The organism is Subdoligranulum sp. APC924/74 (assembly GCF_003324125.1).
Lineage (GTDB): Bacteria > Bacillota > Clostridia > Oscillospirales > Ruminococcaceae > Gemmiger > Gemmiger qucibialis.
Genome location: NZ_PSQF01000002.1, coordinates 110,779 through 126,758, shown reverse-complemented (window position 1 = coordinate 126,758; position 15,980 = coordinate 110,779). Strand labels below are relative to the sequence as shown.

Genomic DNA, 15,980 nt, shown 5'->3' with positions numbered 1-15,980 from the left:
ATATTGCCGAGATTTATGAAATAAGTGGCTGGGTCGGCAGAGAGATTCTGACTTCCAACCCATGTGGGGTGCTGTCGGAAAAAGAAACGGTTCCGCGATGAGCTTTTACGATCTGCATCACCAGTTTTAAGCCAAGACCATGCTCGTTCTTTTCATCGCTGCCTTGGGTACTGGTAATGTCGTCTCCGCGATTTAATACTTTCAGACGTTCCGGCTCGATCCCTATGCCATCGTCAGAAACTATGCAAAGGCAATGTCCTTTTTCTTCTCCGACAGAAACGGAAATTCTGCACCCATGCGGATTGTGGGTGATGCTGTTGCGGATCAAATTATCCAGCATACGCCGCAGCAGTCCATCGTCCCCCAAAAGGTGGAGCGAGCGCCCTGGCTGCATCTCGGCAAATACGATTTCATACCGGCTGTCCAGACCACTATTCAGCACTTCACTGACAGCCTGGCGGCTGGTCTCTACCCAATCCATATCTTGGAAGTGAACGGGCTGGAGCGCATATTCCAGCTTGGTAGTCAGGTTCAAATCATCAATCAGCCGTTTCATCTTTTCGCTTTCCCGGCGAATGATCCCTGCCTGCTTTCTTGCGTCCGGCGGAAGGTTGCCGTCATCTTCCAGCTCGCTGGCATACCCCAGCACCATTGAAAGCGGTGTGCGGATGTCGTGGGATACACCACGAATCCACTCCGCTCTCGTGTTGTCCTTTTGCCTCATATAGTCTGCGGCCCGGTTCAACCCGGCGTTGATCTCGGCAAGCTCCCCCTGTTCCGCCAGATGCTCCGCTTTTCCGTGACTTAGATTCTGGATACCTTGCAGAATGGGTGTCATCGCTTTTTCCACATTCCTCGTATTTCGCAAAATCAGGAAAACGATCAAAAAAAGGTTGATAAAAAATACGGCGACTCCACCAGTGAGGAGAGCGCCCAAATAGGGCTGTTCCACAGCGTAGTAGAATTTCACCAGAGCTTCGGGAGGAAAGCCCACGACCATCAGCTTGCCATCTGGCCGCGTCCACACTTTGACGGGATAATCCTCCAGATACCAACGGCTGAAAGAGGCCACCTCTGCACTGGTATAGGAGCGCGGCAGATTCTCCGGCAGGTCCTGCTGCCAGATGACATCGCCCTCTTCGTTCAGCAGCATCGCCCAGGCATCGTGTTCTTCCAGCATAGAACGGGCAACATCATCGGCCCTCCACGTTCCATCCTGGCGGCTGACATGATCGGAAAATGTTTCAACAGAAAAAACGGCGTCCGAACCGCTCATGCTTCCAAGAATGAGGATGGCAAAGAACAGGACAATGTTGACGGCCAAAAATAAAACTACGATCCCGATGGTGGAAATGATATAACGGCGGAAAAACCGCTGCACTGCGTTCATGGCGACACCTCCTTGAGATTGAGGCGATAGCCAAGCCCTTTGACCGTGACAAGGGAAACCGGCTTTGACGGGTTTTCTTCGATTTTTTCCCGCAAATGCCGGATATGGGTGGAAAGGGTGCTTTCATACCCCTGCCAAAACTCTCCGCATATCGTTTCGCACAGGATACCTGTCGTGACGATCCGTCCCGCGTTTTGATACAGCTTTTCAAACAGCTGCATCTCTTTGGCGGTCAGTGTCTGTTTCTCACCATGTTTCCAAACTTCTGCATTGGTCATATCCACGGTGGCTCCGGCAAGTTCCACCGTTTTATTTTGCTCCGGGTAGGCGCGGCTGAGGATCGCACCGACCCTGAGCAACAATTCTTTGGGCAGGAACGGCTTGGCGAGATAGTCGTCTGCACCAATCTCTAACCCTTCAATGCGATCCTCCGCTTCACCACGAGCGGTCAGCATCAGGACGGGGACCCGGCTTGTGCGGCGTATCTCCTTCAAAACGGCAAAACCGTCCATGTCCGGCATCATCACATCCAGCACGATCAGGTTTGGCTGTTCGTCCCGCCATACCCGTAGCGCCTGCGCACCAGATGCGGCGGTCAAAAGGTTCGTATAGCCTGCCCGCTTGAAAATCGAGAACAGCATTTCCAATAGATTCTGGTCATCATCGACCAGCAAGATTTTATGATTTGTCATCAGATATTTTCACCACCTGTCTTTACTCACATTATACCGCAAAGAGGCGCGGATGCCTATTCTGCCAACCAAATCTCAGAGATAATTCAAGGTTGGCTCAGAGTTATCTCAAGGTTGGGATGGTATGATTCAATCATCACGACAAGGAGGTACTCGCACATGAGCGATTATGTGATTGAAACACGCGGCCTTACCAAACAATATGGGGCGCAAACCAGTGTGTCCGACCTTTCCATCCATGTGCGCCAGGGGCGCATTTATGGCTTGTTGGGCCGCAACGGCGCCGGAAAAACAACGACCATGCGGATGCTTCTGGGATTGACCGACCCTTCCTCTGGTACAGTCAGCCTGTTTGGCAAGCCGCTTCGCGGCAACGAGAAGAAGATTCTGCCGCGCATTGGGTCGCTGATTGAGTCGCCGGGGTTCTACCCCAATTTGACCGGGACAGAAAACCTGCGCATCTTTGCCGATCTGCGCGGACTGAAAAGCCCCAAGTATATCAAAAGCGCGCTGGAGGTCGTCAATCTGCCGTATCGGGATAAAAAGCTGTTCTCTCAGTATTCTCTCGGCATGAAACAGCGGTTGGCCATCGCATTGGCCATCATGCACAACCCGGAGCTTCTGATCCTGGACGAACCGATCAATGGCCTTGACCCCATCGGTATCGCAGAGGTGCGCGATTTCATCCGGGAACTGTGCGACGCCACCGGGAAAACCATCCTGATCTCCAGCCATATCCTGTCTGAGATCGCCCTGCTGGCGGATGATGTGGGGATCATTGACCACGGCGTACTGGTGGAAGAAGAAAGCCTGGAGGAGCTGGAAGCAAAGAATGGGAAATATTTCCGCTTTACGGTTTCCAATGCCGCAGCGGCCGGAAGGCTGCTGTACGAAAGGCTGGGCATTCACGATATGACTGTGGACAGCGCAAACGAGCTGACCGTCCGGGATCTGCACCTGGATACGGCGCAAGCCATCAGCCTGTTTGTGGGGGCCGGGCTGACGGTATCCGATGCGCACCTGTATGAAGATACCCTGGAAGATTACTTCAAGAAGGTCACAGGGGGTGAAGGCATTGCTTAAACTGTTGCGCTGTGAATTTTCCAAGCTGAAACGCAAGCCGCTATTCTTTGCAGCGGCGGCCATTTCTGCCCTGATTCCACTGTGCTGTGCGCTGTTTCTGCCGGAAATGCAGGACTTTGCCAGCGGCGCGGAAGCGGTAGACCGGCTGATGTCCACCCTGTTTCAGTTGAGCGCCTATCTGCTCCTGATGCCCGCCGTGGTGGTTTTGGCGTCCAACCTGCTCTTTGAAGAACAGGACAACGACACCTTAAAGAACCTGATGACCATTCCTGTGAGCAAACCTGCGCTGGCCCTGGCAAAGATGACGCTGCTGTTTTTGTTTTCCATTGCGTTTATGGCGATTGGCGGCTTGGTCAATCTGGGGATCGTGCTGGCATCCGGGCTGGAACCGGCCGGCTTTTGGAGACTGTTTTTTGTAGGCATCGGGCAAGGGATTCTGATGTGGGCCGGGGCGCTGCCCTGCGTTCTTTTGGTCGTGCTTTTGAACCGCAGCTATATTATCTCTGTGATCATCACCTTTTTCTACACGGTGATCAATTACATCTTGGGCACAAATGATTTTTTTATCACGCAGCCGTTTGGATTCAATCCGGGTACGCTGCTGCCCGGACCGCTGGCTTTCCGCTGGTTCTTCCAGTATCTGGACACATCCGGCGCACAGATGACGAAATTGATGGAGCGGATCAGTCCTTACTTTGTGACAACGCCCCAGGCGTTCCTGGTCGTAGTCCTGGAGTCGGCAGTGTTCCTGACATTGATCGCGCTGGTCTATAAGCGCCAGAGCTGTTAAGGAGGTGTGCGTGATGTGGAGTATTCTAAAAGGGGAATGGCGCAAGCTGCGGCGCTGCCAGATCCTGCTGGTTGGTATTGTGGCTTTGGCCCTCTGCCCCGTGGTGCAATATGGCAGCCAGTTGATCCTCAACCCGGAGATGCGGGACCCCAACTATAATTTTGTCACCCTGTTTTCCAATGTGGTTTGGGGAAATACGCAGATGTTCCTGCCACTCTCGCTGGTTATGATCGGCGGTTGGTTGATTGACCGGGAGAACACAAACGATACCATGAAAAATCTGTTGACCGTGCCGGTATCCTACCCCAAACTGTTGGGCGGGAAATTGATCGTCACGATGAGCTTATCCCTGCTTTTTGGGATTTACAGTGTAGCTGTCACCGTTTTGGCCGGATGGCTCGTCGGTCTCGGCGGGTTTTCCTCCACTGTGTTGCTCCAGCAGGGCACACAGGTAATTGCCGCTGCCTTTACCACGGGCCTTGTCTGTATGCCGATGATCCTGATCTTCGGCCAGATACGCGGGGCTTATCTGGGTGGCTCGCTGCTGACGTTCTTCCTGGGGTATTGCATCTTGTTCTTCAAGGGCGGCTTCCTGCTCTCCGCTTATCCGTTTTCGGCGGCGCTGATTCTCGCCGGTTTTGATATGCAGGAATATAACGGTGCCACGCAGGCTCCCAGCGTTTTACTGGCATTGGCAGGCATGGCGGCGGTGCTGGTTCTGACGATGGCGATTTTGCTGCTTTCCCACCCCAGCCAAAAAGCAGGCAACAGCAAACGAAAAAAGGTCAAAAAGGGACGCGGCAGACGCCGCGCCAGATGAAAGGAGCGAGTTCATGCGAAAATTAAACGATACAAGTAAAATCTGTACCTTTCTCTGTATAGTCCTTTGTGTTGGCAGTTTGTCTGGATGCGGGGCAGCTATGCAGTTTTTGGCCGACGGCACGGATGCCGTGTTGAACGGCTTGGCAGATGGCACGAATATTGTGATGAATGGCCTGGCGGATGGAACAGAGCAGATCCTTAGTGATTTATCTGAAGCTGACGACGGCCAGGCAAAGGACAGCATTTTGAAAGCCTTTGGTGAACTTGTTGGCGATGCGGGAACAGCGGCCTTGACGCCTCAGAGCAAATTGCAGGGTCACAAAGAAAACGGAGCTGACGATTACACGGGAGCCTATGAAGCAACATATTCCGAGTTTACGGGCACAGAAATTTTATTTGGTGGGACTACGCTGGAGCGAGGAGCGGGAAGTACGATCCACATCACCTGTTCACTTTCTCTCGAAAGCGGCGAAGCAGCAGTTTTTCTTCGCTCAGGGGCAGATGATCCAGTCATTCTTCTCTCGGAAAGCGGTGAGTACGATGGCACGGTAGAAGTAGATGGCACAAGCACTTATATCGGTGTGTGGGGCGACCAGACAGACGGAACCGTATCCATCGAAATTGAGTAAGGAGTACACGTTATGAGCGCAAAGAAAAAACAATCATTATTGCTGTTATAGCTGTCCTGGTAGTAGCATGTATCGCTGTTGCTTTTCTTGCCACGCAGAAAAGCGCCGATTACTACACGCAAATTGACAACGACTGTGTGACCGAGATCGCACCACACGGAGCGATGAATGATCGCTACACATTAAGCGCCTACGATGAAACCGGGGCCGAAAAAGAACTGAGCTTTGAAACGAGTCGGATTCTCACTGACGATGCCTACTTATGCCTGAAGGTGGCCCCATTCCGTGGTGTCGTTACCTGGGCAGAAGTGCAATTTGATGAAATGCCCGCCGCCGTGCAGGAACAATACGATGGTAATTCGTAAACTGGAGCCTGTATAGGCGCTATTTCAAACGGAAAGGCAGGTGCAGCATGAAAAGAATAAGAAAGTTCCTAATTCGTTCCTTCGCGCTGGCGATGCTTGCTATGCTCGTTGTTGGCGGTGTTTTGGGCGGATTTGGTTATAAAATGTACCGTGATGCACTTGCCGAGCAACCTCTTGAGGAAAAAGTTGCTGAGATTCGAGCTGATCCCGATTATACGACCCTTGCTGAAATCCCAGAGATTTATTTGGACGTCGTTGTGGCAGTGGAAGATCACCGTTTTGAACAGCATTTTGGAATTGACCTGATTGCCATAGGCCGAGCTGCCTGGAACAATCTGACCTCTTGGAGTCTGCGTGAAGGCGGCAGCACCATAACACAGCAACTTGCCAAAAATCTGTATTTTACGCAGGAAAAAAGTTTTGTCCGCAAGATCGCTGAGATGTTTATGGCATTCCGCTTGGAAAACACCTATACAAAAGATGAGATTTTAGAGCTGTATGTCAATTCTATCTATTTTGGAGATGGCTACTACTGTATTTACGATGCAAGCCAAGGATATTTTGGGAAAGCCCCCATTGATATGACTGATTATGAATGTACTCTCTTAGCGGGGATTCCCAATGCGCCCTCAGTTTATTCGCTAACATCCAACCCAGAGCTGGCAGAACAGCGTCAAGAGTATGTCGTACAGAGAATGGTTCAATACGGCTACATAAGCGAGGATGAGGCACAAAGCATTTTGCAAGACCAATCATAACTGATAGATATATGTGATCTATCTGCCGGGCGACGGCAAAAGAAAAAAAGCCGTCGTTCAGCAGGCAATCACCATGCCTAATCACACTTACGGCGGCTTTGACAAAATCAAGGCCGCCGTTCTTTATGTCCTCATACGGATGACGACCCTGTGCTGAATATGACGGCGGCTTTAGGAGGGAGCCGCCGTGAAGCACAGAGGGTTTCGACATAATTCGGCAGGAATTTGCCTGCCAAAAAAAGCCTGGCCGTCAACCGGCCCCCATCTGCTTATGAACAGGCACTATCGTGGCTGGTTCATAAGACCTATAAGACGCATATAGAAAGCGCCAGCCACCGTACATCGGAAGCTGGCGCTTTTCCTTGTCGTTTTTTCGGGAATTTCCCCGAACGGTGTCGCCCGCCGCCTTCGTTTCGGTTCACCTGTCAACCAGTGAATTGAAACGGAGGTACATCATGCAGAAGATCAACCTTCGGGACCTGTATCCCGATACATATAAAACCGATGTCTTTGTGGACGTAGCCGAGGAAGTCCTGGCCGCGATCCGGGGCCACCAGCAGGACGATGCCGCCTATGAGCGCCGGAAGTTCCGGCACAAGGCCCATTACTCTCTGAACCGGGAGGATGGCATTGAAAACGATGCCCTCAACCGTCCGCTCACCCCGGAGGAAATTCTGGAGCAGAAGCAACTGCGGGAAGAAGTGTATACTGCGCTGATGAAGCTGCCCGCCATCCAGGCCCGGCGTATCTACGCCCGGTTTTACCTGGGCATGACGGTGGCCGAGATCGCCCAGATCGAGGGCACCGACCGCCGCCGCGTGTGGGACAGCATCCGGCGCGGGCTGAAGAAGCTGGCGCGTCTGCTGGACGTGGCCCGATAATCTGACCGCCGCACAGCGGCAAAAAAAGAGCCGGTGGGGGCAATTTGTCTCCATCGGCTTTTACTAAGGCCGCGCGTGAACGGATGGACGCCATATTGCCCCGCATGATGGAGGCGGCAGGCGTCACCGAGGAATTGAAAGCCCGCGACCCTATGCGCTGGGTAGGGCTAATGAACACGCTGAAAGCACAGGCGGAGGAAGTTTTATTTCAAGAACTAATCTACATATAAATTTAGTGATATAGCAGAAGTCGGGAGCAAAATACTGTAAGGTGTATTTCCCCGGCTTTTGCTTTTATGTTCTTAGAGTTGTTTGAATGACACCATGTAAACGGCAAAGAGAAAAAAAGTCTTATCGGAACAAAAAAGGCCGATTGGAGCGGAAAAGACTTTTCGGGTCTGCTATGATGGTTACTGTAAGCGCCGAAGGGCGCTTTCAAAAAGCCTATGGGTTAGCACAACCTAACTAAAAGGAGGAATTTACGATGTCTGATGTGATTACGGACAAAAAACTGAAAGGAAAAGACCTCATTACCATCGGTATCTTTTCCGCAATCTACTTTGTCATCAACTTTGCCTTCATGCTTCTGGGAGGCATTCACCCTGTTCTTTGGATGCTTATGCCTGGCTTCATTGCTGTGTTTGCAGGCATTCCCTTTATGCTGATGGTCGCAAAGGTTCAAAAACTGGGTGCAGTTTTCCTGATGGGGCTTATCACTGCTCTTATCTATTTTGTCACTGGACAATTTACCCTTGTAATCCTGATCTCGATGGCTTCTACCTGTATTTTGGCCGAAGTTGTTCGAGCGGTGACTAAGTATAACAGCTTCAAGGGGAATTCGATTGCCTATGTGATTTTTTCGCTGGGGATGGTTGGTTCTCCCCTTCCCATCTGGTTGTTTAAGGCCGATTTCCTAGCACAGATTACAGAACAGGGAATGCCCGCTGATTATGTTGCGGCAGTTGAAGCTCTGTCGTCCAATGCAATGTTAATCGTTCTGTTTGTTGCTCCAATCATCGGCGGTATCATCGGAGCATTTATTGCCAGAGGTCTGTTCAAAAAGCACTTTGTAAAGGCAGGAATTGTGTGATGAATGGGGCGGGCAAAAAACATACATTAAGGTTCGATCCACGGACGGAATTGCTTTTGTTGGTGCTGGCAAATATTGTGGCCTTTACCCAGCACTCCGTATGGGTTGAAATTACATGGGTTGTTTTTCTGCTCCTGCTGATCGTTGCCTGCGGGTGCCAAAAATCCGCAGGCAAACTGGCAATCGCATTTGGGGTTTGTCTGGCGCTGCAATACTATGTATTCCCAAACGGGCCAAAAATTTTAGCCAGCAGCTTCACGATCATTGTATCTTATGCAAGAAAGATTTTCCCTTGTTTGATTGTCGGTACGATGGTTTTACAGAAAACGCCCGTCCGGGAATTGATGGTTGCACTTCGGAAATGGCATATCCCGCAGGGACTGATTATTCCTTTGTCTGTAACCGTCAGGTATTTTCCGGCCTTGAAAGAAGAAACCGGCTATATCCGGGATGCCATGAAGCTCCGTAATATTCATGGGGTACAAAAAATTGAGTGCTTGTTGGTGCCGACCATGATTTCTGCAACAACGACAGCGGAAGAATTGTCCGCAGCCGCTGTTACGCGGGGCATTGAAAATCCTGCGCCAAAGACAAGCATGATTGAAATGAAGTTCGGCGTGCAGGACTTTTTATGTCTGGCGGCAGGTGTGGTTTTCTGTGTGATTTCAATTACAGTGGGATAAGGAGGTGTTCCATGTGATCCAAATTCAGGATGTATCGTTTGAATATGAGAAAGAGCAGGGAACGCTTTCCCATATTGACCTAAATATTAAGCAGGGAGAATGTGTTGTCCTTACAGGGGAGTCGGGCTGTGGCAAAACAACAGTGACAAAACTGATTAACGGCTTAATCCCTCATTTTGTCGAGGGCGGCACTTTATCCGGTACAACGATTGTGAACGGTATGGAAGTGCCGAAAACAGAAATGTACCGTCTGGCAGAACAGGTTGGCTCTGTGTTCCAAAATCCGAAATCTCAGTTTTTCAATATTGACTCGGACAGCGAAATTACTTTTGGTCTGGAAAATGCAGGCGTCGAACCAAAGAAAATCAAAGAGCGCTATGAGGCCACTGTTTCCGCCCTGAAAATTCAATCGCTTTTGGGAAGAAACATTTTTTCCATGTCTGGCGGGGAAAAACAAAGTCTTGCGTTTGCCTCTGTATATGCCATGAACCCGTCCGTTTTTGTGCTGGACGAGCCGACAGCAAATCTGGATGCCGACGCGATTGACACTTTACGCCAGCAGATTATCCAGATCAAAGAAGAAGGACGGACGGTTGTTATTGCCGAACACCGTCTATATTTTCTGATGGACCTGATCGACCGGGCGATCTTCATTCAAAAAGGAAAAATTGTTCAGGCTTTTTCAAGAGATGAGTTTCGCAATCTTTCGGATGAGCAGCGTATCAGGATGGGGCTTAGAAGTCTTGTCCATCCTGTGCTGGAGCTGCCTCCCGCCGATCCGCCAGGAGCGCAGGAAGGCTTATCCGTAGAAAATCTTTCCTGTGCCTTTGATAAGCAGCCGGTATTCAGCGGCCTTGGCTTTTCTGCAAAACGGGGCGAAGTGTTGGGGATTGTCGGTCATAACGGCGCGGGAAAAACGACGATGACGCGCTGCCTGTGCGGGCTTTTGAAAGAAGTGAATGGAACAGTCCGGCTGGACGGGCAAACACTGAAAGCAAAACAGCGTAATAAGGCCAGCTTTTGTGTTATGCAGGATGTGAACCATCAGCTTTTTTCAGACAGCGTATGGAACGAATGTGAACTGGCGCAGCCAGATTGTCCGCCGGAGCGGATTGAAGAAATTCTCAGGTCTTTTGATTTGCTGGATTTCAAAGACCGTCATCCGATGGCCCTGTCAGGAGGCCAGAAGCAGCGCCTTGCGGTGGCAACCGCTATTCTCTCCGACAAGGATGTGCTTGTCTTTGACGAGCCTACCAGTGGGCTGGACTATCATCGTATGCTGGAAGTGAGCAACATGATCCGCAAGTTGAATGATGAAAATAAAGTTATCATCATTGTTTCCCATGATTTTGAGTTTTTGGGCCGGACTTGTGATAAAATATTTGATATGGAGGGATGCTCCAAAGAAAGGAGGTAGCGTCTATGCCGGAACTGTTCCGGGAAATGTACTACGGCCCCAATGTTCAAAACCTGGTCGAGTCCGATGATTGCAAGGTCATGCGTTTAAGCGATAATTCTGGTGAAGGCATGATGACGCTCTATCATGTCTTTCCCGGTGTATTTCTCATGTATAATGATTTTCACATGAAGGAGTGCATTTCGGGTTTCCAGACAGATATGGACCTGCTTTGTATCGACCACTGCCGGGAAGGGCGCATTGAGCAGGAAGTCGGCCAAAATGCCTTTAGCTATTTAGAGGCTGGCGATCTTCGGGTGGATCGCCGCATCCATCATTCCGGCAAGGTGGAATTTCCACTTTCTCACTATCACGGTATTTCCATTGGCTTTCAGATGGAGACTGCGGCAAAGGAAATCCCGGCCTCTATGAAAGACTTTTCTGTGGATCTTTATGAATTGCAAAAAAAGTATTGCAGCGACCGTACACCCTATGTCATTCCAGGAGAACCGGCCATTGAGCATATTTTTTCCGAACTCTACAATGTCCCGGTCAAAATCAAAAAGGACTATTTCAAGATCAAAGTGTTGGAGCTGCTGCTGTATCTGGACGCACTGGAACTTTCGGGCCATACAGAAGAACGCCCCTATTTTTATAAAGGCCAGGTTGAGAAAATCAAAGCGATCCAGGCACTTCTGACGCAGGATTTGACCAAAAACTATACTTTGGAAGAACTCTCCGCGCGGTTTGATATTGCCCTGACCCCTATGAAAAACTGTTTCAAATCGGTATATGGCAGCCCGATTTTTACATACATGAGAAACTATCGAATGAACTATGCTGCCTCTTTACTGAAATCAGATAAGTCGCTGAAAGTGGCGGAGATTGCGGGACTTGTGGGATATGACAGCCCCAGCAAATTCGCGTCCGCATTTCATCAGACAATGGGAAAAACGCCGTTGGAATATCGAAAATCAATTATCTGATTGGAATAAAAAAGGCCGTGTGGAGCGGAAAGAAAAATTGAATTGTGATAGCATTAAGGATGGTTAGCAAAGATTAACCATCCTTATTTCTTTGCTGGCTAAATTGATCGAGAGAGGTGAATTGATATGAAGCAGCAAAAAGAGCATTGGGTCAAAACGCTTTTCTCTTTTGCAGGTCCCTGCAAAGGGAAAATGACCCTCTCGGTTTTGTGTGCCATTTTAAGTGTTGCCGGAGGCTTTGTTCCGTTTTGGGCGGTGTATGAAATCCTGCTCCTGTTCATTAACCGGACCGCTACTTTGAACAACATCCTGCTCTGGTGTCTGGTAGGAGTAGGCGGATACCTGATCCGTGTCATCTGCTTTGGCATTTCCACAATTTTGGCACATATCTCCGCTTACACGATACTGGAAGGCATTCGCCTGAAAATCGCAAACCGTCTGATGAGGGCGCCCCTTGGCGAAGTAATGGGACGAAGGATCGGTTACTTGAAGAATATTATCATGGACAAGGTGGAGGATTTGGAGCCGCCTTTGGCTCACATGATCCCGGAGCTGACATCGAACCTGCTCCTTCCGGTTGCTATTTTTATCTGGTTGCTGGCGATTGACTGGCGTTTGGGCCTTGCAGTTCTGATTGCTCCGGTTCTGGCTATGATCCCCATGTTCTTTCTCATGCGGAACTATAACAGCCAGTACGCAGCTTATATGGAGGCAAACAATCATGTAAACAATGTCATTATTGAGTATGTGGAAGGCATTGAGGTTGTTAAGGCGTTCAATCAAAGCACCAGTTCCTATGAGAAGTTCGTGGGAGCGGTAAAGTCCTTTAAGGACTTTACCCTGGCATGGTTCAAGAGTACCTGGAAAACAATGAACCTGATGATGGCGATCATGCCCACCACCCTGTTGGGGGTACTTCCCATTGGTTTGCTGTTGACGCAGAGCGGGAGTATCACGCCTGCTGAATTGGCGATGGGAATTATTCTCTCGCTGAGTATTGTCGGCCCGCTGATGAAGGCTACTACTTTTATCAACGAGGCAAAGTCAATGGAATATGCAGTAGAAGCCGCAAATGAACTTCTGAACCTGCCCGTATTGCCAGACTCTGGCAAAATTGTTCCGATCAGGCACACAGATATTGTTTTACAGGATGTATCTTTCTCCTATGATGGCACCGGGCAAAACGAAGTGCTGCATGACATCAGCCTGAAAATGCCGCAGGGAAGTTTTACAGCCCTGGTTGGGCCATCCGGTGGCGGCAAGTCCACCGTTGCCCGGCTGATTGCCCGATTTTGGGATGTGACCGGCGGCAGCATCTCCATCGACGGCACGAATATCAAGGAACTTTCCATCCGGCAGCTTTCCGAATTGGTCAGTTTCGTGACACAGGACAATTTCCTGTTTAACTGCTCTCTCAAAGAGAACATCCGCCTGGGTAATCCAAATGCTACGGATGAGGAAGTATATGCCGCCGCAAAAGCGGCCTGCTGTGATGATTTCATTGTTCGACTGGAAAAAGGATATGATACCCCGGCCGGTGATGCTGGCAAGCGGCTCTCCGGCGGAGAAAAGCAACGAATTGCTATTGCGAGAGCAATCCTGAAAAATGCGCCTATTGTGATTTTGGACGAGGCAACTGCCTTCACTGACCCGCAGAATGAAGATAAAATCCAGAAATCCATCATGGCCCTTTCCAAAGGAAAGACCCTGCTGGTGATTGCACACCGTCTGTCTACCATTCAAAACGCAGATCAGATTGTCGTTTTGAAGAAAGGACAGATTGTTGATTGCGGAAAGCAGGAGGAACTCCTGGAACGCTGCCCGCTTTATGCGGATATGTGGCAGGCTCATATTGGTGCAAAGAACTGGTCTGTGGGCGAGAAAAAGGAGGTGGCTGTCAATGTTTAAGTCAATGAAACGCATTATCCGGTGGGCTGGTAAATATAAAGGCCGCCTCTATCTTGGTTCTGTGTGTTCCTTTTTCAGCAGTTTGTCTACTGCTATTCCTACAATGGCAGCCGCGTTCGCACTGGATAAAGCGATCCAGGCATACTGGACGAATACTGCGATTGATACTGTTTTAATCTGGCAAATGCTGGGGATCATTATTGGCTCGATTGCATTGAACTTCCTGCTTTCTTATCTCCGGGCAGTATTGCAGGAGAGCATTGGATATGAAGTGGCCGCCGGGCAGCGTATTCATCTGGGCGATGTACTGAAACGGGTTCCCCTTGGGTACTTTTCACAGAACAGTGTCGGTGACATTCTGGCAGGCGTTACCACGGAATTGTCTACTTTGGAATTACAGGGTATGAAAATGGTGGATGTCATCATCAATGGATACGCAAAGTTTATTGCCATCGTTTTATGCCTGATCTTCTTCAGCCCCGTTGCTGCGGTTATTTCCATTGTTGGCGTTGCTCTTTCAGCGCTGGCTTTGCAAGGGATCAGCAGACACAGTGAAAAAAACGCTGCAACAACCCATAAAGCAATGGAAGATATGTCCGGCGCAGCGATTGAATACATCCGAGGGCTTTCCATTGTGAAGTCTTTTGGACAGGAAGGGGCCTCTATTGAGAACTTTCGTAATGCCAGTAAAGACCTGAAAGATATTCATATCAAGGTGGAAAAAGGCTTTACTCCCTTTAACTGTCTGCATTTGTTTGCCTTAAAACTGGCTTCGATGGGAATTGTCTTTATTTGTGCATGGCAGGCGTTGCAGGGACAAATGAGTATGGCATTCTTCCTGATGTTTGTTCTGTTCTCTTTTGTGATGTTTGGCAGCGTGGAGAATATCAATGACGCGGCCCATATGCTCGGAGTTGTGGACTCTGCCATGAATAAGCTGGAAGCGTTGGAGAATGTAAACTATATCGACCGGGACGGCACCGACATAAAACCGACATCCTATGATATTGAGTTTAGGGATGTTTCTTTCGGATATGACAGCCGGATTGTTTTGCATGACCTGAACTTCAAAATTCCGCAAAATAGCACAACGGCCATCGTGGGGCCATCTGGCAGTGGAAAATCTACGCTGTGTAACCTGATTGCCCGTTTTTACGATGTTAACAGCGGAATGATTACCATTGGTGGAACGGATATTCGCAGATTTACCTGCGATAGTCTACTCAAAAATATCAGCATGGTTTTTCAGAATGTCTACCTGTTCCGGGATACCATTAAGAATAACATTAAATTCGGCAGCCCGGACGCTACGGATGAACAGATTATCGCCGCCGCAAAAGCGGCCCGCTGCCATGACTTCATAATGGCTTTGCCAGACGGATATGACACGGTGATTGGTGAAGGGGGTTCTTCTCTTTCCGGCGGTGAAAAGCAAAGAATTTCTATCGCCAGGGCAATGCTCAAGGATGCTCCCATTGTTATCTTGGATGAGGCAACAGCAAGCATTGACCCTGAGAATGAGCATTTGATCCAGGAAGCTATTTCTGCCCTGACACATGGCAAAACCATTATTACGATTGCCCATCGCCTGGCTACGATTGAGAACGCCGACCAAATCCTTGTGATTGATGGCGGAACTGTGGCTCAGAGAGGTACGCATAAGGAACTGTTGCAACAGGAAGGTACTTACAAGAAGTTTATCCAAATCCGCGAACAAGCCGAGGGCTGGCGGATACAGTAAGGGAGGTCTTAATGAAACTTCATGCGTCCGGGGAGGACTACCTGGAAACCATCCTTGTTCTCCAAAAGAAACTCGGTATGGTACGCTCCGTAGATGTGGCCCGGCACATGGAGGTGTCAAAGCCCAGCGTGTGCCATGCAGTGGCTACCTTGCGGGACGGCGGCTTTCTTACAATGGACGAAGATCACTTTCTCCATCTGACCGATGTGGGCTGCGAGGTGGCTGAAAAAATCTATGAGCGCCATTGCTTCTTTACCGAGCAGCTTATCGCCGCAGGCGTTGACCCCAAGACTGCGGAGGCCGACGCCTGCCGGATTGAACACATCATCAGCGATGAGAGCTTTTCGCGGCTGAAAGAGGCAGCCGCACAAGAGCAAGAATAAACCGAATAAGCCAAGCTATCCTGCCCCGCTAAACGGGGAAAGAAAAAAACCGTTGCAGGGCAGGCAGCTTCGTGCGCCCATAATGGACTTTCAGGGTACTGCGGCGGTTTTGAGTAACATCAAGGCCGCCGTTCCTTATGCCCTCGACAAAGGAGTGACGCCTATACGCTGACACGGCGGCTTTAGGAGGGAGCCGCCGTGAAGCAAAGACAGCTTCGACATAATCCGGCAGGAATTTACCTGCCAAAAAAAGTCTGACCGTTAATCGGCCTCCATCTGCTTATGAACAGGCACTATCGTGGCTGGTCCATAAGCGTCATAAGTCCTCTTTTAGCAGCGCCAGCCGCCGTTCTTCGGATGCTGGCGCTTTTGCTTGTCGTTTT

At 49.8% G+C, this 15,980-nt stretch carries 16 protein-coding genes and 1 pseudogene; 15 read left to right on the top strand and 2 right to left on the bottom strand.

The window, feature by feature from the left end:
• Nucleotides 1-13: 13 nt before the first annotated feature.
• Both C4885_RS01820 and C4885_RS01815 read right to left on the bottom strand, forming a co-directional pair.
• Nucleotides 14-1,390 (bottom strand): sensor histidine kinase KdpD, encoded by a 1,377-nt coding sequence (locus C4885_RS01820; protein ID WP_105204215.1) that lies wholly within the window; start codon nt 1,388-1,390, stop codon nt 14-16.
• Nucleotides 1,387-2,082, bottom strand: a complete 696-nt coding sequence (locus tag C4885_RS01815; RefSeq protein ID WP_105204217.1) for a response regulator transcription factor — start codon at nt 2,080-2,082, stop codon at nt 1,387-1,389. Before C4885_RS01815 ends, C4885_RS01820 begins: the two co-directional genes overlap by 4 nt.
• Before the next feature lie 159 nt (nt 2,083-2,241).
• Here C4885_RS01815 and C4885_RS01810 point away from each other — a divergent pair, with 159 nt between their 5' ends.
• The 15 genes and pseudogenes from C4885_RS01810 to C4885_RS01740 all read left to right on the top strand — a co-directional run bounded on the left by C4885_RS01810 (nt 2,242) and on the right by C4885_RS01740 (nt 15,597).
• Nucleotides 2,242-3,165, top strand: a complete 924-nt coding sequence (locus C4885_RS01810) for an ABC transporter ATP-binding protein (RefSeq protein ID WP_105204219.1) — start codon at nt 2,242-2,244, stop codon at nt 3,163-3,165.
• Entirely contained in the window at nt 3,149-3,955 is an 807-nt protein-coding gene (locus tag C4885_RS01805; RefSeq protein ID WP_242979448.1) for an ABC transporter permease, read from the top strand. The genes C4885_RS01810 and C4885_RS01805 overlap by 17 nt, the downstream gene beginning before the upstream one ends.
• Before the next feature lie 13 nt (nt 3,956-3,968).
• The gene (locus tag C4885_RS01800; protein WP_105204223.1) at nt 3,969-4,775 is read left to right on the top strand and encodes an ABC transporter permease; all 807 of its coding nucleotides are present in this window, start codon (nt 3,969-3,971) and stop codon (nt 4,773-4,775) included.
• A gap of 13 nt (nt 4,776-4,788) precedes the next feature.
• The gene (locus C4885_RS01795; RefSeq protein WP_113998767.1) at nt 4,789-5,406 is read left to right on the top strand and encodes a hypothetical protein; all 618 of its coding nucleotides are present in this window, start codon (nt 4,789-4,791) and stop codon (nt 5,404-5,406) included.
• 32 nt (nt 5,407-5,438) lie between these two features.
• The gene (locus tag C4885_RS01790) at nt 5,439-5,771 is read left to right on the top strand and encodes a YxeA family protein (RefSeq protein WP_113998766.1); all 333 of its coding nucleotides are present in this window, start codon (nt 5,439-5,441) and stop codon (nt 5,769-5,771) included.
• A 47-nt stretch (nt 5,772-5,818) separates the two neighbouring features.
• Nucleotides 5,819-6,529: a transglycosylase domain-containing protein gene (locus tag C4885_RS01785; protein WP_105204229.1), complete on the top strand. Its 711-nt coding sequence runs from the start codon at nt 5,819-5,821 to the stop codon at nt 6,527-6,529.
• A gap of 455 nt (nt 6,530-6,984) precedes the next feature.
• A complete protein-coding gene (locus C4885_RS01780) occupies nt 6,985-7,410 on the top strand; it encodes an RNA polymerase sigma factor (RefSeq protein WP_105204231.1) in 426 nt (141 codons plus the stop codon).
• A 65-nt stretch (nt 7,411-7,475) separates the two neighbouring features.
• A pseudogene (locus tag C4885_RS01775) lies at nt 7,476-7,640 on the top strand (TnpV protein); the annotation flags it as partial.
• A 254-nt stretch (nt 7,641-7,894) separates the two neighbouring features.
• The gene (locus C4885_RS01770; RefSeq protein ID WP_105204233.1) at nt 7,895-8,500 is read left to right on the top strand and encodes an MptD family putative ECF transporter S component; all 606 of its coding nucleotides are present in this window, start codon (nt 7,895-7,897) and stop codon (nt 8,498-8,500) included.
• A complete protein-coding gene (locus C4885_RS01765; protein WP_105204235.1) occupies nt 8,500-9,183 on the top strand; it encodes an energy-coupling factor transporter transmembrane component T in 684 nt (227 codons plus the stop codon). Before C4885_RS01770 ends, C4885_RS01765 begins: the two co-directional genes overlap by 1 nt.
• Before the next feature lie 4 nt (nt 9,184-9,187).
• Nucleotides 9,188-10,600: an ABC transporter ATP-binding protein gene (locus C4885_RS01760; RefSeq protein ID WP_105204237.1), complete on the top strand. Its 1,413-nt coding sequence runs from the start codon at nt 9,188-9,190 to the stop codon at nt 10,598-10,600.
• Between the two features lie 5 nt (nt 10,601-10,605).
• Nucleotides 10,606-11,565: an AraC family transcriptional regulator gene (locus C4885_RS01755; protein ID WP_087235308.1), complete on the top strand. Its 960-nt coding sequence runs from the start codon at nt 10,606-10,608 to the stop codon at nt 11,563-11,565.
• Nucleotides 11,566-11,691: 126 nt separating this feature from the next.
• A complete protein-coding gene (locus C4885_RS01750) occupies nt 11,692-13,473 on the top strand; it encodes an ABC transporter ATP-binding protein (RefSeq protein ID WP_087384159.1) in 1,782 nt (593 codons plus the stop codon).
• A complete protein-coding gene (locus C4885_RS01745) occupies nt 13,466-15,214 on the top strand; it encodes an ABC transporter ATP-binding protein (RefSeq protein ID WP_087270565.1) in 1,749 nt (582 codons plus the stop codon). Before C4885_RS01750 ends, C4885_RS01745 begins: the two co-directional genes overlap by 8 nt.
• Before the next feature lie 11 nt (nt 15,215-15,225).
• Nucleotides 15,226-15,597 (top strand): metal-dependent transcriptional regulator, encoded by a 372-nt coding sequence (locus C4885_RS01740; RefSeq protein ID WP_105204238.1) that lies wholly within the window; start codon nt 15,226-15,228, stop codon nt 15,595-15,597.
• Nucleotides 15,598-15,980 lie beyond the last annotated feature (383 nt).

What these genes read in the sequence shown, in the direction of transcription:
- C4885_RS01800 (WP_105204223.1), top strand. Translation starts at nt 3,969, where the DNA reads ATGTGGAGTATTCTAAAAGGGGAATGGCGCAAGCTGCGGCGCTGCCAG.
- C4885_RS01820 (WP_105204215.1), bottom strand. Translation starts at nt 1,390, where the DNA reads ATGAACGCAGTGCAGCGGTTTTTCCGCCGTTATATCATTTCCACCATC.
- C4885_RS01785 (WP_105204229.1), top strand. Translation starts at nt 5,819, where the DNA reads ATGAAAAGAATAAGAAAGTTCCTAATTCGTTCCTTCGCGCTGGCGATG.
- C4885_RS01810 (WP_105204219.1), top strand. Translation starts at nt 2,242, where the DNA reads ATGAGCGATTATGTGATTGAAACACGCGGCCTTACCAAACAATATGGG.
- C4885_RS01770 (WP_105204233.1), top strand. Translation starts at nt 7,895, where the DNA reads ATGTCTGATGTGATTACGGACAAAAAACTGAAAGGAAAAGACCTCATT.
- C4885_RS01795 (WP_113998767.1), top strand. Translation starts at nt 4,789, where the DNA reads ATGCGAAAATTAAACGATACAAGTAAAATCTGTACCTTTCTCTGTATA.
- C4885_RS01765 (WP_105204235.1), top strand. Translation starts at nt 8,500, where the DNA reads ATGAATGGGGCGGGCAAAAAACATACATTAAGGTTCGATCCACGGACG.
- C4885_RS01740 (WP_105204238.1), top strand. Translation starts at nt 15,226, where the DNA reads ATGAAACTTCATGCGTCCGGGGAGGACTACCTGGAAACCATCCTTGTT.
- C4885_RS01755 (WP_087235308.1), top strand. Translation starts at nt 10,606, where the DNA reads ATGCCGGAACTGTTCCGGGAAATGTACTACGGCCCCAATGTTCAAAAC.
- C4885_RS01815 (WP_105204217.1), bottom strand. Translation starts at nt 2,082, where the DNA reads ATGACAAATCATAAAATCTTGCTGGTCGATGATGACCAGAATCTATTG.
- C4885_RS01780 (WP_105204231.1), top strand. Translation starts at nt 6,985, where the DNA reads ATGCAGAAGATCAACCTTCGGGACCTGTATCCCGATACATATAAAACC.
- C4885_RS01750 (WP_087384159.1), top strand. Translation starts at nt 11,692, where the DNA reads ATGAAGCAGCAAAAAGAGCATTGGGTCAAAACGCTTTTCTCTTTTGCA.
- C4885_RS01745 (WP_087270565.1), top strand. Translation starts at nt 13,466, where the DNA reads ATGTTTAAGTCAATGAAACGCATTATCCGGTGGGCTGGTAAATATAAA.